This window comes from Pseudomonas putida (assembly GCF_028682395.1).
In the GTDB taxonomy this organism is placed as follows: domain Bacteria; phylum Pseudomonadota; class Gammaproteobacteria; order Pseudomonadales; family Pseudomonadaceae; genus Aquipseudomonas; species Aquipseudomonas putida_AB.
Genome location: NZ_JANHLC010000002.1, coordinates 426,075 through 451,594, shown reverse-complemented (window position 1 = coordinate 451,594; position 25,520 = coordinate 426,075). Strand labels below are relative to the sequence as shown.

Here is a 25,520-nt window from a genome sequence, read left to right as displayed (position 1 = left end):
GAGCCATCGTGGTCCTGCCGCCCGGCTTGCCGCCGTTACCGGCCTAGGCCTGCTGCCGCTGCCTGGCCAGTGTCATGGCCGTGTCTTCGATCATGTCTTCCTGGCCGCCGACCATCCCGCGTCGGCCCATCTCCACCAGAATCTCCCGGGCCGAGACGCCGTACTTCTTTTCGGCGCGCTTGGCGAACAGCAGGAACGAACCGTAGACCCCGGCATAGCCCATGGTCAGGGCGTCGCGGTCGCTGCGGATCGGGAAGTCCATGATCGGCACCACGAGATCCTCGGCCACATCCTGGATACCAAAGACACTGACACCGGTCTCGATCCCCATGCGGTCGCACACCGCGACCAACACTTCCATCGGCGTATTGCCCGCCCCGGCGCCCAGCCCGGCACAGGCTGCGTCGATCCGGTTAGCGCCGGCAGCGATGGCGGCAATCGAATTGGACACGCCCATGGACAGGTTGTGATGGCCGTGGAAGCCGATCTCCGTTTCCGGCTTCAACGCCGCACGCATGGCGGCCACCCGGGCCGTGACATCATGGGGCAGCAGGTAGCCGGCCGAGTCGGTCAGGTAAATGCAGTTGGCGCCATAGCTCTCCATCAGCAAGCCCTGCTTGACTAGGCCTTCCGGGCTGTTCATATGGGCCATCATCAAGAAACCCACGGTGTCCATGCCCAGCTTGCGGGCCTGGGCAATATGCTGCTCGCTGACATCGGCCTCGGTGCAGTGGGTCGCCACGCGCAGGGTATTGACCCCCAGTTCGTGGGCCACCTTCAGGTGGTCCACCGTGCCGATCCCCGGCAGCAGCAGGGCTGAGACCTTGGCCTGCTTCATCAACGGAATCACTGCCGAGAGGTACTCCTCGTCGGTGTGCGCCGGGAACCCGTAGTTCAGCGAACTGCCGCCCAGGCCGTCGCCGTGGGTTACTTCGATCAGTGGCACGCCGGCGGCATCGAGACCGCAGGCAATGTCTTTCATCTGCTGCAACGTGATCTGATGGCGCTTGGGGTGCATGCCGTCGCGCAGGCACATGTCGTGAACGGTGATTTTCTTGCCGCGAAGGTCCATGGTCGATTCCTTAGGCGAGGGCAGGTTGAGGGGCGGTGGCGCGCAGTACCAGTTCGCCCTTGAGGATTTCCTCGGCAAACATCTCGGCGGTGCGCGCGGCAGCGGCGGTCATGATGTCGAGGTTGCCGGCGTACTTGGGCAGGTAGTCGCCCAGGCCTTCGACTTCCATGAAGATCGACACGCGGTTGCCGTCGAATACCGGCCCGTTGACGAGTTTGTAGCCCGGCACGTAGCGCTGGACCTGCTGGATCATCGCCTCGATGGCGGTGGTGATCGCTGCCTGGTCTGGTTCGGTCTCGGTCAGGCAGTGCACGGTGTCGCGCATGATCAGCGGCGGCTCGGCCGGGTTGATGATGATGATCGCCTTGCCGCGCTTCGCCCCGCCGACCTTTTCCACGGCGCTGGAGGTGGTGCGGGTGAATTCGTCGATATTCTTGCGCGTGCCGGGACCGACCGATTTGGAGGCGGCCGTGGCGATGATTTCCGCATAGGCCACCGGCTGCACGCTGGACACCGCCGCCACCAGAGGAATGGTGGCCTGGCCACCGCACGTGACCATGTTCAGGTTCATCACGCCCAGGCCGAGGTGGGCCTTGAGGTTGACCGGCGGCACGCAATAAGGGCCAATGGCCGCCGGCGTCAGGTCGATCATCAGCACGCCCAGTTCGTTGAGTTTGCGGCTGTTTTCGGCGTGGACATAGGCCGAAGTCGCGTCGAAGGCGATCTGCACCTGGTCGGCCAGGACGTGGGGCAGCAGGCCGTCAACGCCGTCGCTGGTGGTCTTCAGGCCCAGTTCACGGGCGCGGGCCAGGCCTTCGGAGGTGGCGTCGATGCCGACCATCCAGACCGGCTCCAGTACCTCGCTGCGCATCAGTTTGTAGAGCAGGTCGGTGCCGATATTGCCCGGCCCGATCAGCGCGCATTTGATCTTCTTGCTCATGGTCTTTGGCTCCAGGGGAGAGGTTGGGAAAGGGGGCTCAGGGGACGAAGCGCAGGCTGGCCTGACCGAGGCCGCTCATGCTCAGGCTGATGCGATCGCCGGCAACCACTGGCACCAACGGCGCCAGGGCGCCGGACAGGATGATCTCGCCGCGCCGGAACGGAATGCCGAACTCGCCCAGGGTATTGGCCAGCCAGGCCACCGCCGCACAGGGGTGGCCCTGCACCGCCGAGCCCAGGCCGCTGCCGGCCGGCTCGCCGTTTTTCTGTAGGTGCATTTCGACCCGGGCCAGGTCCAGGCCGCGGGGGTCGACCCGCTGATGGCCGAGGGCGAAGACGCCGCAGGAGGCGTTGTCGGCCACGGTGTCCTGGATGCGGATCTGCCAGTCGTCAATGCGTGAGTCGACGATCTCGAAGCAGGGCAGGACCCATTGGCTGGCGGCCATTACGTCGTGCGCGGTGATGCCGGGGCCGTGCAGGTCTTCGCCAAGGATAAAGGCGATCTCGCCTTCGGCCCGGGGCTGGATCAGGTGGTATTGGGCGAAGCTGACATCACTGCCGTCGGCGACCTGCATGGCGTCGGTGAGAAAACCGAAGTCGGGCTGATGCACGTCGAGCATTTCCTGCACGGCGCGGCTGGTCACGCCGATTTTCTTGCCGACCACCTGCTCACCCAGGGCTTCACGGCGTTGCAGGAAGCGCAGGGAAATCCGGTAGGCCTGCTCCAGGGTGATCTCCGGGTAGCGGCGGGTAAATGGCGCGAGCGTGCGCCGCCCGCGCAGGGCGTTGAACAGCTCGTCGCCGAGTTCGGCGATCAGATGGGCATCCATGGGGAACTCGCTCTGTGAGGTGGAGTAAAACGGCCGCCCCCCTCGCAGGGGGCACCGGCACAAAAAGCTGTGGCCTAGCCGGGCCAGACGGTCGAATCGGCGCCGCCGTCGACATCGATGATCTTGCCGGTGACCCAGCGCGAGGCCGGGCTGGCGAAGTACAGCGCGGCGGCCGCGATATCGTCCGGCGTGCCGAGGCACTTGAGGGGCGTGTTGGTTTCCATGGTCAGGCGCATTGCCTCGGGCATCACCTTGGCCAGGGCCTCGGTCAGGGTCGGGCCGGGGGCGACGGCGTTGACCCGCACTTGGGGCGCGAAGTCCTGGGCCAGCAGGCGGGTCAGGTGACTGAGCGCGGCCTTGGCGGTGCCGTAGGCGCTGAAGTGGCGTTGGGCATAGCGCGCCGCCACCGAGCTGATATTGACGATATTGCCGCCGCCGGCTTCGCGCATCAGCGGCACGCACAACTGGCACAGGGCGTAGGCGCTGGACACGTTGAACTGGAGGATTTCCTCGAAGGCCTCGGCGCTCATCGTCAACGGATCGTTGGGCCCGCCGCCGCCGGCGTTGTTGACCAGGTGGGTCACCCGGCCCAGTTGCTCGCGTGTCTGGCTGACCAGGGCCAGGCGCTGCTCGGCATCGGTGACGTCGCAACTGATCGCCAGGGCGCGCCGGCCCAGGGCGCGAACTTCGTCGGCGACGCCTTCGACATCGCTCAGCGAACGGGCACTGCAGACCACATCGGCACCGGCTTCGGCGTAGGCCAGGGCAATGGCGCGGCCGATACCGCGGCCGCTGCCGGTGACGATGGCGACGCTACCGTCCAGCTGGAATCGCTGCAGGATGCTCATGGGCTGTTCCTTCTTTAAAGGTGAATGGGGCTTTGGGCACGCACTGTGCCGAGTATTCCGAGCCCTGTCCGGGCAGGCATCGTCTCAATGGACTAACGCCCGTGGCCTGGGCTTTACAGGGTGGCGTCCTAGTCCGCTTTGACGATGAACGAATGCCCGGGCAATCCGATGATCCATCACGGCTAGCGCACTGGCGCTTCGAGATCGGGAGAATTGACGGATGGAAAGCATGCGAGAAAAGACTCGGGACGAAATGGAGCTGATCGAACGAGCGCGGCGCATGGTGCCAGCGCTCAAGGCACGCACGGCCCAGGCCGACCGCGAGTTCAAGGTGCCGGATGAAACCGTCGCCGAGTTGCAATCGGCGGGTCTGCTGCGCGCCCTGCAACCGCGGGCGTTCGGCGGCTATGAAGTCGATCCGCGAACCTTTTTCGAAATCCAGATGATCCTGGCCGAAGGCTGCATGTCCACGGCCTGGATCTACGGCGTCATGGGCGTGCATCCCTGGCAACTGGCGCGCTACCCGATCGAGGCCCAGCGCGATGTCTGGAGCGACGATCATTCGGCGCTGATCTCGTCGACCTATATGCCTGCAGCGAAAGTCACGGTGGTCGAGGGCGGTTACCGGATCAGCGGGCGCTGGGGGTTCTCCAGTGGCAGCGAGCACTGCCAGTGGGTGTTCCTGGGCGGCATCCTGCCGGCGGACGGCGAGCTGGCGGCCGAGCACGGGACCTTCCTGCTGCCGCGTAGCGACTATGACATTCAGCATAACTGGGATGTCCTGGGCCTGCGCGGCACTGGCAGCCACGATATCGTGGTCGAGGATGTCTTCGTACCGGCCCATCGCGTGCAGCGCACCAATAACTGCACCCTGGATGCCACGCCCGGGCGCCTGGTCAACACCAACCCGATCTACGCAATTCCCTTTGCCCAGGTATTTTCCCGGGCGGTCTCCACCTCCGCCCTCGGTGCATTGCAGGGCGCGATCAATGAGTTTCGCGCCAATGCCGCGCAACATATCGGCAAGCACGGCGCCCGCACGGCCGATGATCCGGTGGCGCAAAGCACCGTGGCCGAAGCGACCATCATCCTCGACAGTCTGAAGCTGGTGCTGGAACGCAACTACGATCACCTGATGCGCCTGGCCCGGGCCGGCGAATTCCCGGATGTGGAAACCCGCTTGCTGTATCGCTACCAGTCGTCCTACGTGACCAATATCTGCGCGGAAAAAGTCAACGAGCTGTTGCGCTGCATGGCGGCCTCGGGGCTCTACAACACCAACCCGGTGGCGCGGCTGTTCCGTGATCTGCACCAGGCTCGTGGGCATATCGCCAATAACTTCATGGCCTACGGCCGCGCCCTCGGTGCGGTGCAACTGGGCCTGCCCAACCCGGACCCCTACGTCTGATCGGCTCCCGTCACCGCCAGTCCCTTCGCCTCTGCCTGCAGCGGCGAGGGGCAACGAGTACCTGATATGACTGACTATCTAGCCTTGCGGGTGGCACGGGTGATCGAGGAGACGGCCGATGCGCGCTCCCTGATCTTCGATGTCCCCGAGCACCTGGCCGAACACTTCCGTTATCGGCCAGGCCAGTTTCTGACCCTGCGCATTCCCTTTGGCGACGATTGGCTGCCACGCTGCTATTCGCTGTCGAGTACGCCGCTGCTGGACGAGCCACTGCGGGTCACCGTCAAGCGCGTGCGTGACGGCCGGGCCTCGAATTGGCTGTGTGGCGAGTTGCAGGAAGGCCAAAGCCTGCAAGTCATGCCACCGGCCGGGGTATTTGTGCCGCGTCAGCTTGACGCTGACCTGTTGTTGTTCGGCGGTGGCAGCGGTGTGACGCCGGTGCTGTCGATTCTGCGTTCAGCGCTGTTGGCCGGGCACGGGCGCATCCTGCTGATCTATGCCAACCGCGACGAAGCTTCGGTGATCTTTCGCGATGAGCTGCGTTTCCTCGCCAGTGCCCATCCAGGTCGCTTGCAGGTCATCCATTGGCTGGACTCGGTGCAGGGGATTCCCGGTGTCGAGCAACTGGCCGAACTGGCTCGCCCGTTTGCCGGCGCCGAAGCCTTTATCTGCGGCCCCGGGCCCTTTATGGACGCGGCGGTCAGTGCCCTGAAACGCCTGGATATGCCGAGCGCCCGGGTGCATGTCGAACGGTTTGTCTCGCTGCCCGGCGAGGGCGAGGTCCTGGACATGCCGAGCAGTGACGCGGCAGTAGCTGCGCAGCTGCAGGTGCGCCTCGATGGTGAAGATTACGCCGTGCCCTGTGACAGCGGCGAGACCTTGCTGGCGGCCATGGAGCGTGCCGGCCTGAACCCGCCGAGCGCCTGCCGGGTCGGTGGCTGTGCGTCGTGCATGTGTACCCTGCAGGAGGGTGAAGTCGAGCTGCTGCACAACGACGCGCTGGATGCCGGCGAGCTGGCCGAGGGCTGGATCCTGGCATGTCAGGCCGTGCCGACCAGCACGGCGCTGCGTATCCGTTTTCCCGAATGATGCCGATGAATGAGCCCGCGATGACCCCGAGCCTTAACCCAGCAACGCCCCTGGCCTGCGCCCCGACCACTATCGCTCAACTGCTGTTTGCCAGCGCCCAGCGGTTTGCCGGACGCGCGGCCATTGAAGACAACGGCCAGCGTACCGATTACGCCGAGTTGCCGACCCAAGTCCTGGCGATTACCCGTGGCTTGATGGCGCTAGGGATTCAGGCCGGCGACCGGGTTGCGGTCTGGGCGCCGAACAGCCGTGAGTGGATCCTGGCTGCCCTGGGCATTCATTGCGCCGGCGCGGTGCTGGTGCCGATCAATACCCGGATGAAGGGCGCTGAAGCGGCTGATGTCCTGGCGCGCAGCGGTAGCCGCGTGCTGTTTGTCAGCCAGCGCTTTCTTGAGGTGGATTATCCGGCACTGCTCGAACCTGTGCGCCCGGACAGCCTGGAGCACCTGGTGATCTTTGATGGTGAGACACCGCCGCGCGCCTGTGACCTGGCCTTCGAGCGGTTCCTGGCCGGCGCCGCCACCATCGAGCCGGCGGCCGCCGAGCGTCGCGCCCTGGCCGTGGGGCCCGAGGACATCTGCGACCTGCTGTTCACGTCCGGCACCACTGGCAAGCCCAAAGGTGTGATGAGTGGCCACGGGCAGAACCTGCGGGCCTTTACCGAGTACGTGAAGATTATCGGCCTGGTGCCGGGCGACCGTTACCTGATTGTCAATCCGTTCTTTCATGCCTTTGGCTACAAGGCCGGTTGGCTGACCTGCCTGATCGGCGGCGCGACCATCCTGCCCCATGCTGTGTTCGATGCTGAAGCCGTGTTCCAGCGTATTGCCCGCGAGCGCGTCAGCGTGCTGCCGGGGGCGCCGACCCTGTACCTGTCGTTGCTGGCCCATCCACGGCTTCAGGAAACCGACCTGTCGAGCCTGCGTATCGCGGTGACCGGCTCGGCCAGTATCCCGCCGGTCCTGATCGAGCGCATGCGCCGCGAGCTGGGGTTCAGTGTGGTCACCACGGCTTATGGGCTGACCGAGTGCGGTGGCCTGGCGACCATCTGCGACCCGCAGGATTCGGCCGAAGTGATTGCCGGCACCAGCGGCAGGCCCATTGCGGGCACCCGGGTCAGTATTCGCGATCCGCATAACCGCGAACTGGCCAGTGGCGAGACCGGGGAAATCTGCCTGCACGGCTTTCATGTGATGCAAGGCTATTTCGACAATCCGGCGGCCACCGCCGAAGCCATCGACACCGAGGGTTGGCTGCATACCGGTGATGTCGGGCGGCTGGACGCGGCCGGTAACCTGATCATCACGGATCGCTTGAAGGACATGTTTATCGTCGGTGGCTTCAACTGCTACCCGGCGGAAATCGAAGCCGGGCTGATCGCCCATCCGGCGATTGCCCAGGTGGCGGTGATCGGCGTGGCTGACGCGCGAATGGGGGAGGTCGGCTGTGCCTGCGTGGTACTGCGCCCGGGCGCGGTGCTAAGCGAGGCCGAGCTGATTGCCTGGAGCCGCGAGCGCATGGCCAATTACAAGGTGCCGCGTCACGTGCGCCTGTTTGAGGCCTTGCCGCTGAACCCGTCGAGCAAGGTCGCCAAGAACGAACTGCGGGCCCGTTTCGCCGACGCGTGATCGGTGGGGCGGGGCAAGCGGACTAAGCCAAATGGATGATGTGCGACCACCCACGGCTTTTCACACTGGCGGCGTAAATCACACAACAAGAATAAGGAGAGGAGCATGTCTAGGTTCAACCGTAGTGCAGGGAAGGGCCATTGCCTGCTGGCTGTTGCCGTCGCCCTGGCCAGTGGCACGGCCAGCGCCGGGCCGAGCTTCCAGTTGGGGGAAAACACCACGCTGGATTCTTCGCTCACCGTCAATTACACCGCCTCGGTGCGGACCGCCAAGCCGGCCCACGAATACCTCAATGACTTCAACAATGACGACGGCACGCGCAACTTCAAGCGCGGTGCGCTGATCAACAACCGCGTCAGCCTGTTTGGCGAATTGCAACTCAAGCATGACAACCTCGGCGCGGTGCTGCGCGGCAGTCACTTCTACGACGATGTCTACCACGAGCGCAACGACAACAACTCGCCGGAGACCGTGAACAAGATCGGCCGCGCCAACGGCTTCAGCGAGGACACCCGGCGCTTGAGCGGCAGCAAGGCGCGTCTGCTCGACGCCTATGTCTACGGCAACTTCGATGTCGCTGACAATCAGTACCTGTCGCTCAAGGCCGGTCGTCATCTGGTCGCCTGGGGCGAGAGCCTGTTCTGGTCCAACATCAGCCAGGGCCAGGCCCCGGTGGATGCGACCAAATTCAACGTGCCCGGCACTGAAGCCAAGGACTCCTACCTGCCGGTGGGGCAGGTCTCGGCATCCTGGTCGCTGAATGAAAACCTCGCACTGGTGGGCTTCTACCAGTACGAGTGGGAAAAGACCCAGCTCAACCCCGTGGGTGACTATTTCGGCAGCGATACATTTGGCCCGGGTGCCGAGTTCTATCGCCTCAATGCCGGAGTGATTGCCAGCCTGCCGGACAAGACCTTCACAGGCGTCAACTATGCCGGCGAAGTCAAACCCAGCGACAGCGGCCAGTGGGGCCTGGGCGTGCGCTATCGGATCACCGAGAACACCGAGGTCGGGCTGTTCCACTACCGCTACCACGAGCGGGTGGGGGCGATGTTCTTCGACTTCAGCGGCCAGACCCAGTATTCCTCCCTCAAGAGTGTCGGCAAGCAGGCCAATACCGGCAGTGCCCCGGCCTATCGCCTGGGTTACTTCGAAGGGGTGGAATTGACCGGTGTGAGCTTCAGTTCCAAGCTGGGTGATTCGGTGCAATTTGCCGGCGACCTGAGCTACCGCGACGGCGCTTCGGTCTACCTGGACAACGGTGTACCGACCACCGGGCAGATCTGGCAGGGCAACCTCAATTCCGTCTACATACTCGGCCCAAGCCCGCTGGCCCAGCAGACCACCTTTATGGCTGAAGTGGTGCACCAGCAGATCCAGGGCGTCGACAAGGTAACGGTCAGCGGTGGCGGTCCCGGCGTGGATGGCACCTTCGACCAGTTCGAATCGGCCACCCAGACACGCGGCTCAACCCTGTTGGGCGTGGGGGTCTATATGGACCATCCGGGGATTGCCGACGGTATCGACCTGACCACCAAAGTGGTCTGGACCCAGAACGTCGATGGCAGTGCCTACCAGGGCCTGGGCCGTGATGAGAAGCGCCTGACCCTGGGCGGCGATTTCAAGTACCTGGGCAACTTCCAGTTCGGCATGACCTACGTGGCCTACCTGAGCTCGCCGGATATTGCCCAGGGCCGCTTGATGGCCGACCGCGACTACTTTTCGGTCAACGCCAAATACACCTTCTGATGCGTGAGACCACGGCGCCGGGCTTCGGCGACGTGGTCGGTTTTCTCCGATAAGCTGCTGTCAAAAAAAAGGCCTGCCATGAACCGTCAACAGCCAGCCTCACCCTTCAGCCCGATTGCCATCGGCCCGCTGACCCTGAAGAACCGCTTTATCAAGGCGGCGACCAACGAAGGCATGAGCGCCCAGGGCCTGCCCTCCAAGCAACTGGTCAAGCTCAATGCCGCGCTCGCCGCCGGCGGCACGGCACTGACCACCGTCGCCTACTGCGCCGTCAGCAGCGATGGCCGCACCTTGCCCAACCAACTGATTCTCGAACCGCGCAGCGTGCCGCACTTCAAGGCCCTGACCGACGCGGTGCACAGCGAAGGCGGCCTGGCCAGCGCACAGATTACCCATGGCGGCTGCTTTACCTTTATTCGCGAGCGCTCGACGCGGCGGCCGCTGTCATCGAGTGGTGGTTTCAACAAGGTTGGCATGCTCAGTGGCATGTTTCTCAAGCAGAAGATGACTGAAGCCGACATGCAGCAAGTGATCCGCGAATTCGCCCAGGGCGCGCGGCTGGCCCGTGAGGCCGGCTTCGATGCGGTGGAAATCCACATGGGTCATGGCTACTTGCTCAGCCAGTTTATTTCGCCGCTGTACAACAAGCGACGCGACCAGTATGGCGGCAGCCTGCAGAACCGCCTGCGGTTTCCGCGCCGAGTATTGCGGGCGGTGCTCGATGCCGTCGGCAAGGACCTGGCGGTGATCTGCAAGTACAGCATCACCGACGGTGTACGTGCCGGCAACAGTGCCGAGGACGGTGCCGAGATCGCTCGTCAACTCGAAGCCGAAGGCGCGCACTTGCTGGTGCTCAGCGCAGGGATGAACGTCGAGTCGATCACCACCATGTTTGGCTCCTCCTTCCCCAAGGAAAACCGCGTCCAACAGAAAAACCCGGTAATCGCCCTGGCCATGGCCATCCAGCGTCTCAACGACCCCGTGGTCGAGTTCCACGAACTGTATCTGCTCGAACATGCGCGCAAGGTCCGTGCGGCCGTGCAGATGCCACTGGCCTACCTGGGCGGGGCGAAAAGCCTGGCGAGCATCGAACAGGTCATGGCCGAGGGCTTTGACTTGATTGCCATGGGGCGCGTGTTGCTGGCCGAGCAGGATTACGTCAATCGGCTGGCCAGCGGGGCGAGCAGGGATTCCATCTGCACCGCATGCAATCGGTGCGTGGCGATGATGTACACGCCCGGAGGTACGTCCTGCGTGTTGGGCCCGCCCGGGGATGCCGAACTGAACCGCCAGCCTGCTGCGGGGCAATGATTCCCTCGCGGATCACCGCCGCCGGAAACCAAAACGCCCTGTGAAAGCTGGCTTTCACAGGGCGTAGATTTTGCCTCCCATTCACCCCGTTGCCGCTGAAGGCGCAACGGGGTGAAGGCGTTTTAGAACGCCCAGCGCGCCTCGGCCGAGGCGGTCTGGTTGAGGTAGTCGCTGCGTTTTTCCAGGTCGTAACGCACGCCCACCTGCACCCGGTCCGAGACCTTGTAGGTCAGGCCGGTGCCGCCGCGTACCAACCAGCGCTGCGCATCGCCACCGTAGGTGGTGAAGCTCGCGCCCGGCGCACCGGCAAAGCTGCTGGTGATCGAGTCCTTGTCCGCCAGGAAGTCATAACCCACACCCAGGTTGCCGCTCACATTGAGCTGCTGGGTCAGGTCATGGCTCAGCTTGCCGTCCACGCCCAGGATGAACTGGTCGGTGGTGCGGCTCTTGGCCTTGAGGTTCAGGTCCTCGGCGCCTTTCTCGCTGTAGGCCTCATCCTTGATCCAGGTGTAGTCAGCCCGTACCGAAGGCGTGAAGCGCGTGGCCGTGCCCAGGCTGATCGTGTGGTCCAGCGACACGCCCGCATGGGCCGTCCAGGAATCGTAGTTGGACTTGGCCTTCAGCCCGGCGAAGTCGATATCGCGCTTGCCTTCGTTATGGTTCTGGCCGCCATCGATCTGGAAGTTCAGGTCGGTGTTATCGCCCAGGTGGTAAGTACCATAGCCGACCAGTTGGTAGACATCGGTTTTCAGGCTCTGCCGCGCGCTGTCGCCGCTGTTGCGGGTATCGGCATTGGCATAGACAAAGGCCGTACCGAGCATCCAGCGCTCATTGAGGCTGGCATCCAGGCCGAAGGCCAGGCCGCCCACTGAAGTGCTGACCCCAGGCACGCCGCCACGGCTTTCCTGGTCGGCCCACGAGCCGAACGGCTTGATCCACAGGTGCTGATCGGTAAACGCCACATCACCCGAGGACAAGCCGCGTACCTGCTCGCTGCGTGCCTGGACCACACCGTTGATACCGTTCAACGCCGTCCGGGCCGCTTCACTGGAACCGCTGACCATGGGCAGGCTTTCGCTGACGGCGCGCGAGACTTCTTCGGCGCTGCTCAATGGAATGAAGTGACCAGCCAGACCGCCATTGGGGTTGCTCGCGATCACGCTGTCCAGAACCTGTGCGGCGCCCCGGGCTGGCGAATTGCCGAGGGCCTGGACGCTGCCGGAAACGCTATTGCCGCCGCCGCTGCTATCGGCCACCACATCCAGGTCGACGCTGTCGATGTGGTAGGTCGGGGTGAAGTTGAACAGGAAGCTGTTGTCGGTGACCGCGCTGAACTGCCCGGTGATGGTGCCATCGGTACGGATGATGTCGGTCAATATATTGCCAAGGGCGAGGGTATTGCCTTGCTTGACATCGATATTCAGCTTGCCGTCCAGATAAGCATCGCCATCCATATACAGCTTGCTGTACTGCGAGTCACTGAGGACGCTGATCTGCAGCGTGCCGAGGCTATTCTGAGTGAAGGATCCACCGATATCCAGTGCGGCAGCCGCCGACGCCGGGGTGTCTAGCACCAGCTTGCCTTCATTGAACAGGTTGCCGGCGATATAGCTATTGCCGGCTCGGAGTGTGCCCGGGGTGTTGATGTTCACCGAGCCCGACAGCTCTGCGTTGTTGCTCAGAATCAGGGTGCCGGCAGTCACGTCCCAGTTTTTGCCCGTGCTGTCGTAGCCGGTCAGGGTCCAGGTGCTATTGCCAGCCTTGGCGAAGCTGCCGAACCCTTGGTACTGCTTGGCATTCCCCACGGCACCGAGCGAGCCGAGATCGAAAATGTTGGCACTGACATTGCTATCGCCGCCCAGTACCAACTTATCGGAGCCGCCACTGAAGCTGACGACATTGCCGTTGATCACGGAGCCGGATTCCAGCGTCAGCGTATTGTCACCGTAGCGCAGTTCTATCGCATTGGCGCGGGGGCCAGCGCCGCCATTGCCCAGGCCACCGGAAATGGTGCCTGAGTTGACGATGGAGGAGTCCCCGCTCAACAGGATACCAATGCCGCCGGAACCGGCGGTGCCCGCCAGGCCGTTTGCGCCGCCTACGCCATCCATGCCGCCTACGCCTGGCACCGGGGGTTTGGTGCTGGTCCCGGCAATGCCACCTGCGCCACCCGCGCCGCCTCCGCCCGCCGTCCCGCCGTTGCCGCCCTGGATGGTGCCCCGGTTGACGATTTCGAGAGTGCCGCCCTCAATGCCGTTACCGCCGGCGCCACCGTTGCTACCGTTACCCCCGCGGCCGCCTGCTCCACCTGCGCCGCCATATTTAGCTGCATCGGTGGAATTGCCGCCAGTGCCACCGGCTCCGCCAATGCCGCCCGCCGCGCCGTTGGCCCCGTTGCCGCCGGAGATGAGCCCGCTATTGGTTACTCTGGACGCATAACCGCTGACGCCCGCGCCCCCGGAAGAGGCCGCCTGGCCATTGGCCCCGGCACCGCCGGCGCCCCCGACTTGCCCCGCCCAACCGGAAGCACCGATTCCGCCAGTACCCCCGGCACCCAGCACGGGGCTGATGCCGCCATGGCCGCCAGTGAGGGTGGCGTTGCTGCTCAGGTCGAAGTACGAGCCGCTGATCGCCGCCGAACCTGCGCTGACCATGCCATGGGTCCCGGCCCCGCCAGCCGCGCTACCACCAAGGCCAGGAGTACCGGCCGAGCTTGTCCCGCCCGAGCCAACTTGGCCGTTGAACTGCCCGGTGATCGTCGTGGTCAGGAAACCATTGCCGTTGCCCGCAAGCTCCAGGGCGTGGCCACTGCCAATCAAACCAGGGCCGGTAATGGTCAAGGGGCCATTAGCGATCAGTTCCACCGGCCCGGCATACAGGGTGATACCTGAGGTCAGCGCGATGGTGCTGACAGCCGAGTCGATGTGCAGCAACCCACCGCTGAGCATCGCCTCACGCAGCGAGCCGGCTCCAGCATCGGCGCCGGTCGTCACGTCATAGGGCGCCGCGCAGACGGCAGAGGCAATTCCCAGTGACAGCAAGGCCAGCGGCCAGGCCGCTCGGGTTCCCTTGCGCGACGTACGCGCCCCTGGCCCACTGCTCGTTACAGAGCCGCCGCAGCTTTTTGACTTGGCGACCTCAGAAACGACCTGCAGCGCCCCCATGCCGCTGTTCCAGACCAACCGATAAATGCCCTTGTTCATCTACAGAAACTCCGTGTTGTGTCGTTTTTAGTATTTTTTGAACGCGTACTCAAAGAATCTTGACCCCTTGAGTGTTGTTACTGGCGTGTTGCCAGAATGCGTCATTGGTAAAGCGTGCGAAGACATCTGGTGGCAAAATGGTTGCGCGGTGATTGACCTCCACGCTGGGGCGCACCTCATGCAGCCCTGGCGTGCCGGCACGCCGATCGAACTCCTGCGCGTCGAACTGGATGTTGTGCAGGTCGTGGGTGAAGGCCGGCTCGCCAATAAAGGCATAGATGCCATCCAGCACGGCCTGCGGATTGCTGACCAGGCTCTCGTAGCGCACCAGCAGCAAACGGCTGGCGTGTGCGCCATAGAATGCTTCTTTCAGGGCGTTGTAGGGGTAGCCGAGCATGCCCTCGGCACCCGCCAACCCTTCAGCACGGCTGTACACGGTGCCGCCGGACTGGAAGTTGAAAATGGCCGACGGCGATAGTGCATTGCGCTGCACCAGCCGTTCGATGCTGTCGATAATCCATGGCACCTCGCGTACGCAGGCAATCACCTTGCTCTGGGGAAACAGGCCGTGCAGCAAGGCCATGCGCGCGCACCAGGCGCGGTTGCTGTCGAAGATCACCGGCTGGGTAAACTCCTCGCCGTAAAATTGCTCGAACAACCCGCGCAGGATGCGCTGGCGCTGCTGATCGCCGATAAACAGGGCGTACTCATTGCTGCCGCTCATGCCATTGAGCAACTCATGGACCAGGCCGGCCACGGGGCTACTCATATGGGCATGCAAGCGCGGGTTCTGGCGCAGCAGGGCCGAGAGCAGCGTCGAGCCGGAACGGGGCAGGCCGGAAATAAAATGCAGGGTACGCTCAGCCATCATGCTGGCTCCCCATGGGCTAAGGGTCGGAACAGCAGGTGCCAGACACTTTGGCCCTGCTCGTTGTAGCCCAGGTGCTGCAAGCCGACGCGCTGGCTGATACGGATGCCGGCGGGTGTTTCCAATTTTGGGTTCTCGGAGATGACCATCATCCCCACCGGGCCCGCCGCTTCATTGCCATAGGCCAGGGCCAATTGCTCGCGGGTCGCGGTAAACAGCCGGGGGGCCAGGCCCATGTCGCGGCAGTTTTCGCGGATAAAGGTGCGATAGAACCAGTACGGCGCGCCAGCGCCATAAGCGCCATACACCGAGCTGACGCCGACCACCTGTCCCGCGCCATCCAGGGCCACGCAGGCCACCTCGAAGGTACGGCGCCACGCCTCGAAGGGATCTTGCAGTGCACCGTTGTCGCGCCAGAAGTCGACCAGTTGTTGGCGCAGCATCGGCGTGACCTGTTGCCAGACCCAGAAAATGTGATGATCGTTAAACACGCTAATGGCTAGCACGGCAGCGTCTCGCTCAGGGTTCGGGAAGTAACGCTCGCCGCCGGCGGCTGCCAGCGCAGGCGATCGTCATTCAAAAAGAGTTCACACCACAGGCGCCAGAGTTTGATCAGCCGGGCCTGGCCGTCCGCCTGGCGCATTTCGCGCGTTGCGCGGGTCAGCACACTGGCGAAGGATTGGGCATAGAGCCGGCAACTGCCGCAATCGATGTTGGGCGTACAGCATTTGCCGCTGCTCTGGCTCAGGTCGGTGTGGTAATGGCGCAGCGCCGGGGTGAGCAGTACGCCGCAATCGCGGGTTACCGCACCCGGCTCCTGGGCATCGGGATAGAGCCCCGCGGGGTCGTGGATCAGCTCGTTGAACTCAGGGTTGTAAAGGATGCGCTGCCCGGGTTGCTGCAGGAGCAGGGCAATACGGTCGCGGGCCTCGCGCAGATGGTCGGCGCCCAGCACCAGGTTGTCGTCCGCCGTGCTGGTGAGGTGGTACTGGTCGGCCCCGGCGCCGCTGGTGATGAAGTCCCGGTACTTGGCGGTCGGGCTGTAGTGGTTGAAGGTCAGGGCCAGGTCGTTGTCCGCGCAGACCTGGGCGATGTACGGGATATCGTCGAGATTGCGCGCGGTCAGGGTAAAGACAAACACCGCCCTGGGGTCGTTGCGATAGTTCCTGATCTGCTTGGCCATGATATCGGCCCCGCGCAACTCGCGGCTGCGCTCGGGGTTGCCCCAGATCGACACATGCACGCGATAGTCGATCTCGCGGCTCAGGCGCTTGATGCCATTGGTAAACACCGCACCATAGGGAATGTGCCGGCTGGCGATGACCAGCTTGTCCTCGGCCAGCGAGGGCTCGGCCCCGGCGAAGTAACCAAAGCGCACGCCCCGGGCGCCTTCGCTGGCGAAGAACGCCTCGATGCGCTGCAGGTCCGTGACATCCTTGTGGCCAAGGTAGTCATCGCCGGAAAAAAACAGGCAGCCTTCGCACGTCAGGTTGCAGACCGAGGTGAGGTCGTACTGGCTGGGGCGAAACGGCAGAAACTCTTGGCGCAGCAGCTTCCAGAATTCAGTATCACTGAGCATAGGATGACTCTGATGAGATCGAAGCAGAACACTCCAGGCCCGAGTTCGACCCTTTCGAAGCGTTATACAAGGCGTAGGGACGTCGGCCACCGTCGCTGTAGCTGCACCGTATAAATTGGGTATTTCGTGCGAGCATTTGACGACAGAAGTATGGCTATTAGATATCACTGGAAATAGGTAATTTTCGGATCGATCCGGTTGCCCCGAGGAAGCCGTTGGATATTGATGTCAGTGTTTTCGATTCCCAATGTTTTCAGGGGCTGGCGGCGCACTTTTCTGGAGTGATGCAGCCGCTTGCCCGCTGTGTATCCGCCAACGTCGACAGTGAAGGAGGGCCGGGCAGGGGGAAAGTGCGCGCGTTTTCAAGGCTGGAGCCCGTCAGGGCGGGTTTTGCTGCGGGCAGTTAGTCGGTCTGCGCGGTCAACTGGCGGTTTTCTGGGCCCGTCGCCATGGGGGGGCAGCCGGCTCGATTGGGTTCGGGGTCACCGTGTCAGTGCAGGTAGGCACTGCCGGGCATTGGGTTGCGGTGTCGCAGAACGGCAGGGTTACGCCGTTCTGCGGCCTGCCGCCTTGGCGTACTAGCCGTGGGTGAGGAAGTCCACGCACGTGCGGTTGAACAGTTCGCGATGCTCGACCTGGACCCAGTGGCCGCAGCGATTGAGCACGATAAACCGCGCATTGGCGGTGCCATTGATAATGCGCTGGGCGCCACTGACCGGGTTGAAGTTGTCGTTGCTGCCCCAGAACCCGAGGATCGGCGCCTGGATCTCGCCCAGGCGCGCTTCCATGTTGGGCACCATCATGGTGCTGAACAGGTTTTTCGGCTGGGTTTGCGCCACCGCGACCCGCTCTTCGAGCAGGCTTTGCGGCAGGATCGAATCGTCGAACAGTTGCAGGCGCATCATGCTGCGCATTTCTTCCAGGCCAATAGGGCCGGCGCTGAATAGGTTGACCATGCGCACGATGCCTTCCATGCGGAAATAGGCTTCGCGCTCTTCGACGCCACCCGGTGCCAGCAGAATCAATTTTTCGATCAGCGCGGGCTTGAGCAGGGCCATACCCAGGGCAATCGCGCCGCCCAGGGAGTTGCCGAGCACCGTGCAGCGCGGTACATCGATACGCTCCAGCAGGTCCACCACGCAACTGACAAAAAATTCCAGGTGGTACTGCACGTCGTCCGGTTTGTCCGAACGCCCGAACCCTGGCAGGTCGAGGACGATATTGCGGTAACCGGCCTCGACAAAAGCCGGGAAGTTGCCCTTGAAATTACTGAAGCCACTAGCCCCCGGGCCGCTGCCATGCAGCCACAGCACCACCGGCCCGCTGCCTTCGTCCAGATAATGCAGGCGCAGGCCGTTGCTCAGGGTCGCGTAGTGGCCGGTGGGCAGGGGCAGGTCGACGGGTTGGTTCATGAGTTTTCTCCAGAATGTGCGGGTTCAAGGGGCGATCACCGGGCGGGCCGGCCTGAACTTGAAGGGGTGTGTGCGGTGTACACCCGCTCCGGCTTTCGCCAGCGGGATCGTCCGCCGCGCCTGCCATGGGGGCATCGTCCATTTAGACCAGACGCCGCGTTAGTCCTATCGGACGATGCCCCGGGGGCGGGCACCGACCAATCATGGGGTGGTAGGCCTGCCGTCGTGCTGGTGGGCTCCCAGGCAACGAAACCCAGGAGTGATCCATGAAATTGCAGAATAAAGTCGCTTTCGTCACCGGTGCCGGCCAGGGCATGGGCCAGGCCATGGTCCGGCGGTTTGTCGCCGAAGGCGCGAAGGTGGTGGCGGTCGATCTGAACCACAGTGCCCTGGCCGACGGCCTCGCCGACCTGGGCAGCAGCGTGCTGGCCCTCGCCTGCAATGTGGCCGACAGCGCTTCGGTGAGCGCGGCCATGAGCCAGGCCGAGGCGCATTTCGGCGGCCTCGATATCCTGGTCAACAATGCCGGCGTCGGTGCGCTGGACAGTTTTCTGGAAACCCCGGACGAGAGCTGGGCGCGGGTCATCAATGTCAACCTGACCGGCACCTTTCTCTGCTGCCGCGAGGGCGCGCGCTTGATGGTCAAGGGCGGTCGCCAGGGCGCCATCATCAACCTCTCCAGCACCGCGGCGCTGACGGGGGAAGGCCCCAGCCACTACTGCGCATCCAAGGCCGGTGTCATGGGCCTGACCCGTTCCATCGCCCGGGATCTGGCTGCCAGCGGCATCCGCGTCAACACCCTGGTCCCGGGCCCGACCAATACGCCGATGATGGCTGGCATTCCCGACGAACACATGCAGGCCCTGCTCAAGAATGTCCCGCTGGGGCGCATGTGCGAGACCGACGAAATCGCCCGCGTGGCGGTGTTCCTAGCCAGCGACGACGCCAGCTTTATGACGGGGCAGAACATCGCGGTCAACGGCGGCATGGCCTTTATCTAAGGGGATAAGCAATGAGTAAACGTCTGCAAGCAAAGATCGCTTTTGTCACTGGCGCCGGTTCCGGTATCGGTGAAGCCACTGCCCTGCGCTTTGCCGAAGAGGGCGCGACCGTGGTGCTCTGCGGCCGGCGCGTCGAGCCGCTGCAAGCGGTGCTCGAGCGGATTGTCGGGCTCGGGGGCAAGGCCGAGGTGGCCGTGGCCGATGTCAGCGATGAACAGGCTTATGTCGCCGCTCTGGAAGGTGCGGCCCAGCGTCACGGGCGTCTGGATATCCTGGTCAACAATGCCATGGCCTACACCTGGGGCAGCATCGAAAGCACCTCGACCGCCGACTGGCACGCCAACTTTGCCACCACTGTCGACGGCACGTTCTGGGGCACGCGCACGGCCATGCGTTTGATGAAAGACCAGGGCGGTGGTTCGATCATCAACCTGGCTTCGATCTGCGGCCTGTTCGGCACTGCCTGGATGGCCGGCTACTCGGCAGCGAAGGCGGCGGTGATCAACTTCAGCCGCGCGGCGGCCAGTGAAGGGGCGCCCTTGAATATCCGCTGCAATGTGGTCGTGCCCGGTGTGGTCGACACCCCGGCCACCGCCGGTATGCTCAGCGATGAGAAAGCCCGCGCCAATACCGAGAAAGTCATCCCGATGAAGCGGGTCGGCCTGCCGGTGGAACTGGCCAATGCCATCCTCTTTCTGGCCAGCGACGAGGCTTCCTATGTCACCGGCGCCAGCCTGGTGGTCGATGGCGGGCGCAGCTCCGACCTGTACACGGTGCTCGACTGATGAGTGCCGATAGCCACGCCTTGCTCGAACGGCTCGATCGCTTGGAATCCCTGGATGCCATTCGCCAACTGGCCGGCAAATATGCCCTGAGCCTGGATATGCGCGATATGGACGCCATGGCCAACTGCTTTGCCCCTGATGTACGGGTCGGTCGCGACAAGACCGGCCGCGCCCATCTCAAGGCCTGGCTCGACGAGACCATGCGCAAGCAGTTCCACGGCACCTCCCATCATCTGGGCCAGCACCTCATCGAGTTCAGCGACCCGGACCATGCCACGGGTGTGGTCTATTCCAAGAACGAGCATGAGACTGGCCCCGAGTGGGTGATCATGCAGATGCTCTACTGGGACGATTACGAGCGGATCGACGGGCGCTGGTGTTTCCGCCGGCGCCTGCCGTGCTACTGGTACGCCACGGACCTGAACAAACCACCGATTGGCGGCTTGAAAATGCGCTGGCCGGGGCGCGAGCCTTACGCAGGGAGTTTCCATGAGCTGTTTCCGTCATGGGATGCGTTCTGGGCCCAGCGCCCGGACAAGGATGCCTTGCCGCAGATTGCCGAGCCTGCGCCGTTGGAGGGCTTTTTGAGTCAGCTGCGCCGTGGTGCGGGCGACCCGAAGATTCGCGTGCGTTAGTCGCATGGGTGTGTGCCGGGACACGGCGCTCACTCGATAAAAAAACGCCGCCACCTCCCAAGGCATGGCGGCGTTGCATTGAGTCTGCGGCGGGTAACGTGTGAGGGATTTTGATGCGCTGCGAGCGTTTGGCGGCTTACTTATAGGCGGCTAGGTGTTGGCGTTTGCCAATGGCCAATAGCAGGATGGCGAGGCGTTCATCCTCAACGCAATACACCCGCCGATAGGCAATGTGATCTTGTCAATGGGCTCTTGGAGCAATCCTGAAACCGTGGAGGGTATCTGCCCTGGCGCGCCTGCAGTTTGCGCAGCAGTTGCGCTGGCCCGTGCCTGCCAGCGCAGTTCTGCTCAGATCACCCGCGCCGGATGCTGTTGGCGAGGCGCGCCGAGCATCTCGCGGTAGGAGGGGGGCTGGCGCCCGGCGTCTTCAGTGATGCCATAGCCCGCAGCCAGCTCGGCGCTGATCAGGGTCTGGCCACTCAGGTCCAGGCGCGCCGGGTCCTCCAGCAGGGCGTGAATGATCCGTCCATTGAACTGCGGGGTTTCCAATTGGCCGAGGAAGGCTTCGTACTCTGCCTCGCGGGCCTGCACGGCGATGGCTGTGCGCTCGGTCCGCTGCGGGCCGATCCACAGTGAGACCGTGGCCACGCCGCTGCCTTCGAAATCGACGGCCATATCGGCCGCCAGCTTGTCGCAGCCGGCTTTTTGCGCGCCGTAGGCCGGGCCGTGCATATAGCAGCCGGCCCCAAACGAGGAGATAAACACCAGCAGCCCGGCGCCGCCGCGCACCAATAACGGTGCGGCGTGGTAGCTGGCGACATAGGCCGAACGCAGGCCGACATCGAGGATGTCCACCAGTGCCAGTGGCTTGGCCCAGAACGGCCCCGGGTCGATCAGGTTTTCATGCAGCAGGGCCGCATTGTTGACCAGCAGGTCGAGGCGCCCGCATTCGCGCTCGACCCGGGCAAACAGCGCTTCGACCTGCGTATCGTCGCCATGGTCGCAGGCCACCGCGATGCCCAGCCCTCCGGCGCGGGTCACGGCCTCGGCGGTTTCCAGCAGGCTGCCCGGCAAGGGCTGGCCGCGCAGGGTGCTGGTGCTGTGGTCCAGGGAGCGCCCGCTCAGGTAGACGGTCATCCCGGCGGCGCCCAGGGCCAGGGCGATGCCCTTGCCGACACCCCGGCTGGCACCGGTGACCACGGCGACTTTAGGTGAAGAACTGGCCATTGCTCAGGCCCCCCCGGTCGTAGCGGCAGGGCCCTGGCCACTGGTTTGTGAATGCAGCACGGCCCGGGTGGCGACGATCTTCCACTGGCCATCGATGCGCTGGTAGCGGTCGTGATACTGGCCGCCCAGTTGGCGGGTGGCGCCGGTCTCGCGGTCGATATTGAAGTAATACAGCGCCCACAGGCCCCGCGCATGGTCGGCATCGAGCAGTTCGATTTCCTCGTTGCTGCCATGGTGCAGATCGATCACCCGGGCGTGGCAGGCCAGGTCCTGGAACAGCCGGATAAAACTGTCACGATCATGGAAGGTGCCGAGTGGCCCGTAGTCGATCAGCACCGTGCCTTCGGCGAAGCAGGCACGGATATCGTCGACCTGCTTCATGTCGCAGGCATTGAGGTAACGGTGCTTGAGCCGGCGGATGCTTTCCAGGGCTTGAAGCTGTTCGATGTGGCGTTGCAGGTCCATGGGCGATTCCTCTTCGCGGAGTCAGCCGCGTAGACGCGGTTCCCGGGGCATGCCCAGGGCGCGTTCGGCGATGATATTGCGCTGGATTTCATTGCTGCCGCCGTAGATCGTGTCGGCGCGGGTAAACAGAAACAGCGATTGCAGGCGGCTCAGTGCATAGGGCCCAGCGTCGAGGATTTCCGCTTCGCTGCCCAGCACGTCCATGGCCAGCTTGCCCAGCTCCAAGTGCCAGGTGGACCAGGCCAGCTTGTAGATCATGGCCTCTTTGCGCAGGCTGCCATCCTGGGGGCCGGAGAGCATGCGCAGGGAGTTGTAGCGCAGCACTTTGAGCCCAGCCCAGGCCTGGGCGATGCGCTGACGCAGGATGGGGTCGCGGGCGGCGCCGTTGTCTTTGGCGATGCGGATGATTTCATCCAGCTCATTGTGAAACTGCATTTGCTGGCCCAGGGTCGAGACCCCGCGCTCGAAGCCGAGCAGGGCCATGGCGATCTTCCAGCCATCGCCGGGCTTGCCCACCAGATTGGCCGTGGCGGTCGGGGTCTGGTCGAAAAACACCTCATTGAATTCGCTGGTACCAGTCAGTTGCTGGATCGGCTGGACGCGGATGCTCGCCTGGGCCATGGGCACCAACAGGAACGACAGGCCGTGATGGCCGCTGCTGCCCGGTTCCGTGCGAGCGAGGACAAAGCACCAGTCGGCCTCGTGGGCGAGGGAGGTCCAGACTTTTTGCCCGCTGATCAGCCAGTGCTCGCCGCTGTCGTCGAGCACGGCGCGGGTCTTGACGTTGGCCAGGTCGGAGCCGGCGCCCGGTTCCGAATAGCCCTGGCACCAGAACTGGGTCCCGGCGAGGATGCCCGGCAGCAGGCGGGCCTGCTGTTCAGTTGTGCCGAATGCGGCCAGTGTCGGGCCGACCAGGCCTTCGCCGATATGGCCCATGCGCCCGGGGCCACCGGCCCGTGCATATTCCTCGTGGAAAATCACCTGGCGACTGAGGCTCAAACCGCGTCCGCCGTGCTCCGGCGCCCAGCCGACGCCGATCCAGCCGCCACTGGCCAGCAGCCGTTCCCAGGCTTTGCGCTCCTCGGGGAAGCTGTGCTCGTCGCCGGGGCCGCCGCGAAAGCGCAAGGGCGCGAAGTCGCCCTTCAGGTGCTGTTCCATCCAGGCGGCGACCGTCTGGCGAAACGCTTCGTCGTCGGCGTTGAATCCGATCTTCATGGCTGTTCTCCGAAAATCCGTGCGGCCAGGCGTTCACGGTGCAGCGTCGGATGGCCGAACAACTGCTCGCTGGCGCGGGCCCGTTTGAAATACAGATGCGGGTCGTATTCCCAGGTGAAACCGACGCCGCCATGCAACTGGATCGACTCGGCGGCGCAGTGGAAAAACGCCTCGCTGGCATGGATCTGCGCCGTCGCGGCTGCGTCGCCCAGTGCCGCTGCGACCTGTGGCTCGCCCTCGGGGGCCAGGCGCTCCTGGGCCACGCAAGCGGCGTAGTAGGTCGCCGAGCGGGCGCATTCGAGGGCCAGCATCATGTCCGCGCAGCGGTGCTTGATCGCCTGGAAGCTGGCGATGGCCCGGCCAAACTGCTGGCGCTCGGCAATATAGGCCAGGGTCAGGTCGAGGCTTTGTTGGGCGCCGCCAGTCTGCTCGGCGGCCAGGGCAATGGCGCCGATGTGCAGGGTGTCGCGCAGCAGTGGCCAGCCCTGGCCGACTTCGACCAGCAGATGGCAGCTGTCGAGTTGCACATCGTGCAGTTCGATCCGGGCCAGGCGCCGGGTCTGATCCAGCGTGGGCAGGGCGGTCCGCTTGATTCCCGGCGTCTCGGCCGGCAGGGCAAACAGGCTGATGCCGTGCTCGCCCGTGCTGGCGGGCAGGCGCGCCGCGACGATCAGCAACTGCGCCTGGGCGCCGTCGAGGACTTGGGCATACGTGCCGTTGAGCCGATAGCCCGACGCGTCGGGCGTGGCCACGGCCTGCACGCTGTCGGCATCCCAGCCCGGGCCGCTGGCAAAGGCCAGGGTCGCGCGGGTCGCCCCGGCGGCAATCGCCCCCAGCCAGTCGGCTTGCACCGCCGGGTTACTGCTGAGCATCAGCGCCGGGGTTGCCAGGGCGGCCGTGGCGAAGAATGGCGAGCCCAACAGATGCCGGCCGCTTTGCTCCAGCAGGATCGCCAGTTCGACAAAGCCCAGGCCCAGGCCGCCGAATGTTTCGGGAATCATCAGGGCCGGCCAGTACAGCTCCTCGCCGATCCGTTGCCAGACCTGCGGGTCATAGCCCTCGACGCTGTCCATGGCTCGGCGCACGGCGTGGGAGTCGCAGGTCTGGGCGAGAAACCGCGCGGCGGTCTCCTCGATCATCAGTTGTTCCGGGGTAAAGGCGAACTCCATGGCGGGCTCTCGGCAGGGGACAGATAGAGGCCGAGTCTAGGGGCGCCACCCGGGCGCTCGAATCATTGAAACGGACTAGTCCGCCGGCCGGGCCTGCCCGCGGGTTTGCGTAGTCTCAACGGACGATGAAGAGCGCGCTGTCGATTCGCACAATGCCTGCCACGCACTGAATTCAGTCACCAGGAGAACGGCATGATCCATATTCGCGGTTTGAGCTATTTCGTCTCGCAGATCGAGAACCTTAGCCAGTGGCAGCGCTACGCCGAGGATGTCTTGGGCATGCAGGTGCAGCCAGCGCCCGGCGGCGGTCTGTACGTGAAGATGGATGAACGGCCGTTTCGTATGTTGATCGTCGAGGGCAGCGAGGCTCGCTACCTGGCGTCCGGCTGGGAACTGGGCTCGGAAGCCGCGTTCAAGGAGGCCCTGGCTAGCCTGGAGGCCGCCGGGGTCGAGTGGCAGGTGGGCAGCGCAACTGACATCGAGCAGCGTGGCGTGCAGGCCCTGGTCAGTGTGCTCGACCCGTCCGGCAACCGTCACGAACTGAGCTGGGGCCATCGCTCCGACTGCCAGCCCTTTGTCTCGCCCCAGGGCGTGCCGCGCTTTATCACTGGCGATATGGGCCTGGGCCACACCGTGCTGCCAGCGCCGAACTTTGATGCGACCCTGGCTTTTGCCAAGGACGTCCTGGGCTTTGAACTCTCGGACATCTTCAACTTCCGCCCGGATCCATCGGCGGCGCCGATCCGCATCCACTTCCTGCATTGCCGCAATGCCCGCCACCACAGCCTGGCATTGGCCGAATACCCGGTGCCTTCGGGCTGCGTGCATGTGATGGTCGAGGTCGATTCGATGACCGAAGTCGGCCGTGCCCATGACCGCATGCAAGGCCACGCCGCCAAGCTCTCGGCGACCCTGGGACAGCACCTGAACGACCGCATGACCAGTTTCTACATGAAAACGCCGTCCGGTTTCGACCTGGAATACGGCTACGGCGGGCTGCAAGTCGACTGGGCCGAACACTCGGCCTTCGAGTTCACCCGCGTGAGCATTTGGGGGCACGACTTCTCGGTCGGCCAACAATAAGAAG

General features: G+C 64.1%; 22 protein-coding genes. 9 read left to right on the top strand and 13 right to left on the bottom strand.

Translation table 11 applies throughout. The features are described from left to right. Positions 1-43: 43 nt before the first annotated feature. The 4 genes from dmpG to NPS46_RS07350 form a co-directional block, all read right to left on the bottom strand. On the bottom strand, positions 44-1,072 hold the full coding sequence (gene dmpG, locus NPS46_RS07365) for a 4-hydroxy-2-oxovalerate aldolase (protein ID WP_274105773.1): 1,029 nt from the start codon (positions 1,070-1,072) through the stop codon (positions 44-46). Between the two features lie 10 nt (positions 1,073-1,082). After that, entirely contained in the window at positions 1,083-2,012 is a 930-nt protein-coding gene (locus NPS46_RS07360) for an acetaldehyde dehydrogenase (acetylating) (RefSeq protein ID WP_274105772.1), read from the bottom strand. A gap of 37 nt (positions 2,013-2,049) precedes the next feature. Next, positions 2,050-2,841, bottom strand: a complete 792-nt coding sequence (locus tag NPS46_RS07355; RefSeq protein ID WP_274105771.1) for a fumarylacetoacetate hydrolase family protein — start codon at positions 2,839-2,841, stop codon at positions 2,050-2,052. Positions 2,842-2,915: 74 nt separating this feature from the next. Next, positions 2,916-3,689, bottom strand: coding sequence for a glucose 1-dehydrogenase (locus NPS46_RS07350; protein ID WP_274105770.1), 774 nt, complete (start codon positions 3,687-3,689; stop codon positions 2,916-2,918). A gap of 220 nt (positions 3,690-3,909) precedes the next feature. On the opposite strand from NPS46_RS07350, the gene NPS46_RS07345 reads away from it, so the two are divergent. From NPS46_RS07345 to NPS46_RS07325, 5 genes are all read left to right on the top strand, one after another. After that, positions 3,910-5,097, top strand: coding sequence for an acyl-CoA dehydrogenase family protein (locus NPS46_RS07345; protein ID WP_274105769.1), 1,188 nt, complete (start codon positions 3,910-3,912; stop codon positions 5,095-5,097). A gap of 66 nt (positions 5,098-5,163) precedes the next feature. After that, positions 5,164-6,186 (top strand): ferredoxin--NADP reductase, encoded by a 1,023-nt coding sequence (locus NPS46_RS07340; protein ID WP_274105768.1) that lies wholly within the window; start codon positions 5,164-5,166, stop codon positions 6,184-6,186. Between the two features lie 20 nt (positions 6,187-6,206). Continuing rightward, a complete protein-coding gene (locus NPS46_RS07335) occupies positions 6,207-7,814 on the top strand; it encodes a FadD3 family acyl-CoA ligase (RefSeq protein WP_274106039.1) in 1,608 nt (535 codons plus the stop codon). A 105-nt stretch (positions 7,815-7,919) separates the two neighbouring features. Further along, positions 7,920-9,563 carry a DUF1302 domain-containing protein gene (locus NPS46_RS07330; RefSeq protein WP_274105767.1) on the top strand — a complete coding sequence of 548 codons (1,644 nt, stop codon included), beginning with the start codon at positions 7,920-7,922 and terminating at the stop codon, positions 9,561-9,563. Between the two features lie 78 nt (positions 9,564-9,641). Next, the gene (locus tag NPS46_RS07325; protein ID WP_274105766.1) at positions 9,642-10,874 is read left to right on the top strand and encodes an NADH:flavin oxidoreductase; all 1,233 of its coding nucleotides are present in this window, start codon (positions 9,642-9,644) and stop codon (positions 10,872-10,874) included. A gap of 122 nt (positions 10,875-10,996) precedes the next feature. On the opposite strand, the gene NPS46_RS07320 is transcribed toward NPS46_RS07325, so the two are convergent. The 5 genes from NPS46_RS07320 to NPS46_RS07300 form a co-directional block, all read right to left on the bottom strand. Beyond that, a complete protein-coding gene (locus NPS46_RS07320; RefSeq protein ID WP_274105765.1) occupies positions 10,997-14,077 on the bottom strand; it encodes an autotransporter domain-containing protein in 3,081 nt (1,026 codons plus the stop codon). Between the two features lie 49 nt (positions 14,078-14,126). Next, the gene (locus NPS46_RS07315) at positions 14,127-14,945 is read right to left on the bottom strand and encodes a sulfotransferase family protein (RefSeq protein ID WP_274105764.1); all 819 of its coding nucleotides are present in this window, start codon (positions 14,943-14,945) and stop codon (positions 14,127-14,129) included. Next, a complete protein-coding gene (locus NPS46_RS07310) occupies positions 14,945-15,451 on the bottom strand; it encodes a hypothetical protein (protein ID WP_274105763.1) in 507 nt (168 codons plus the stop codon). Before NPS46_RS07310 ends, NPS46_RS07315 begins: the two co-directional genes overlap by 1 nt. Next, the gene (locus NPS46_RS07305; RefSeq protein ID WP_274105762.1) at positions 15,445-16,524 is read right to left on the bottom strand and encodes a hypothetical protein; all 1,080 of its coding nucleotides are present in this window, start codon (positions 16,522-16,524) and stop codon (positions 15,445-15,447) included. The genes NPS46_RS07310 and NPS46_RS07305 overlap by 7 nt, the downstream gene beginning before the upstream one ends. Before the next feature lie 578 nt (positions 16,525-17,102). After that, positions 17,103-17,936: an alpha/beta fold hydrolase gene (locus NPS46_RS07300; protein WP_274105761.1), complete on the bottom strand. Its 834-nt coding sequence runs from the start codon at positions 17,934-17,936 to the stop codon at positions 17,103-17,105. Positions 17,937-18,202: 266 nt separating this feature from the next. Between NPS46_RS07300 and NPS46_RS07295 the strand changes: the two genes are divergently transcribed. From NPS46_RS07295 to NPS46_RS07285, 3 genes are read left to right on the top strand one after another with little or no spacing between them, the layout of a single operon-like run. Then, positions 18,203-18,937, top strand: a complete 735-nt coding sequence (locus NPS46_RS07295; RefSeq protein WP_274105760.1) for an SDR family NAD(P)-dependent oxidoreductase — start codon at positions 18,203-18,205, stop codon at positions 18,935-18,937. An 11-nt stretch (positions 18,938-18,948) separates the two neighbouring features. Continuing rightward, positions 18,949-19,722 carry an SDR family NAD(P)-dependent oxidoreductase gene (locus NPS46_RS07290; protein WP_274105759.1) on the top strand — a complete coding sequence of 258 codons (774 nt, stop codon included), beginning with the start codon at positions 18,949-18,951 and terminating at the stop codon, positions 19,720-19,722. Continuing rightward, positions 19,722-20,357 carry a nuclear transport factor 2 family protein gene (locus NPS46_RS07285; protein WP_274105758.1) on the top strand — a complete coding sequence of 212 codons (636 nt, stop codon included), beginning with the start codon at positions 19,722-19,724 and terminating at the stop codon, positions 20,355-20,357. Before NPS46_RS07290 ends, NPS46_RS07285 begins: the two co-directional genes overlap by 1 nt. A gap of 348 nt (positions 20,358-20,705) precedes the next feature. Here NPS46_RS07285 and NPS46_RS07280 read toward each other — a convergent pair whose 3' ends face one another. The 4 genes from NPS46_RS07280 to NPS46_RS07265 are packed head-to-tail and all read right to left on the bottom strand — an operon-like array spanning position 20,706 to position 24,433. Continuing rightward, positions 20,706-21,584, bottom strand: a complete 879-nt coding sequence (locus NPS46_RS07280; protein WP_274105757.1) for an SDR family NAD(P)-dependent oxidoreductase — start codon at positions 21,582-21,584, stop codon at positions 20,706-20,708. Positions 21,585-21,587: 3 nt separating this feature from the next. After that, positions 21,588-22,049: a nuclear transport factor 2 family protein gene (locus tag NPS46_RS07275; protein WP_274105756.1), complete on the bottom strand. Its 462-nt coding sequence runs from the start codon at positions 22,047-22,049 to the stop codon at positions 21,588-21,590. 21 nt (positions 22,050-22,070) lie between these two features. Beyond that, positions 22,071-23,264: an acyl-CoA dehydrogenase family protein gene (locus NPS46_RS07270; RefSeq protein WP_274105755.1), complete on the bottom strand. Its 1,194-nt coding sequence runs from the start codon at positions 23,262-23,264 to the stop codon at positions 22,071-22,073. Further along, positions 23,261-24,433, bottom strand: a complete 1,173-nt coding sequence (locus tag NPS46_RS07265) for an acyl-CoA dehydrogenase family protein (protein WP_274105754.1) — start codon at positions 24,431-24,433, stop codon at positions 23,261-23,263. Before NPS46_RS07265 ends, NPS46_RS07270 begins: the two co-directional genes overlap by 4 nt. A 192-nt stretch (positions 24,434-24,625) precedes the next feature. Here NPS46_RS07265 and NPS46_RS07260 point away from each other — a divergent pair, with 192 nt between their 5' ends. Beyond that, a complete protein-coding gene (locus NPS46_RS07260) occupies positions 24,626-25,516 on the top strand; it encodes a VOC family protein (protein WP_274105753.1) in 891 nt (296 codons plus the stop codon). Positions 25,517-25,520: the final 4 nt, after the last annotated feature.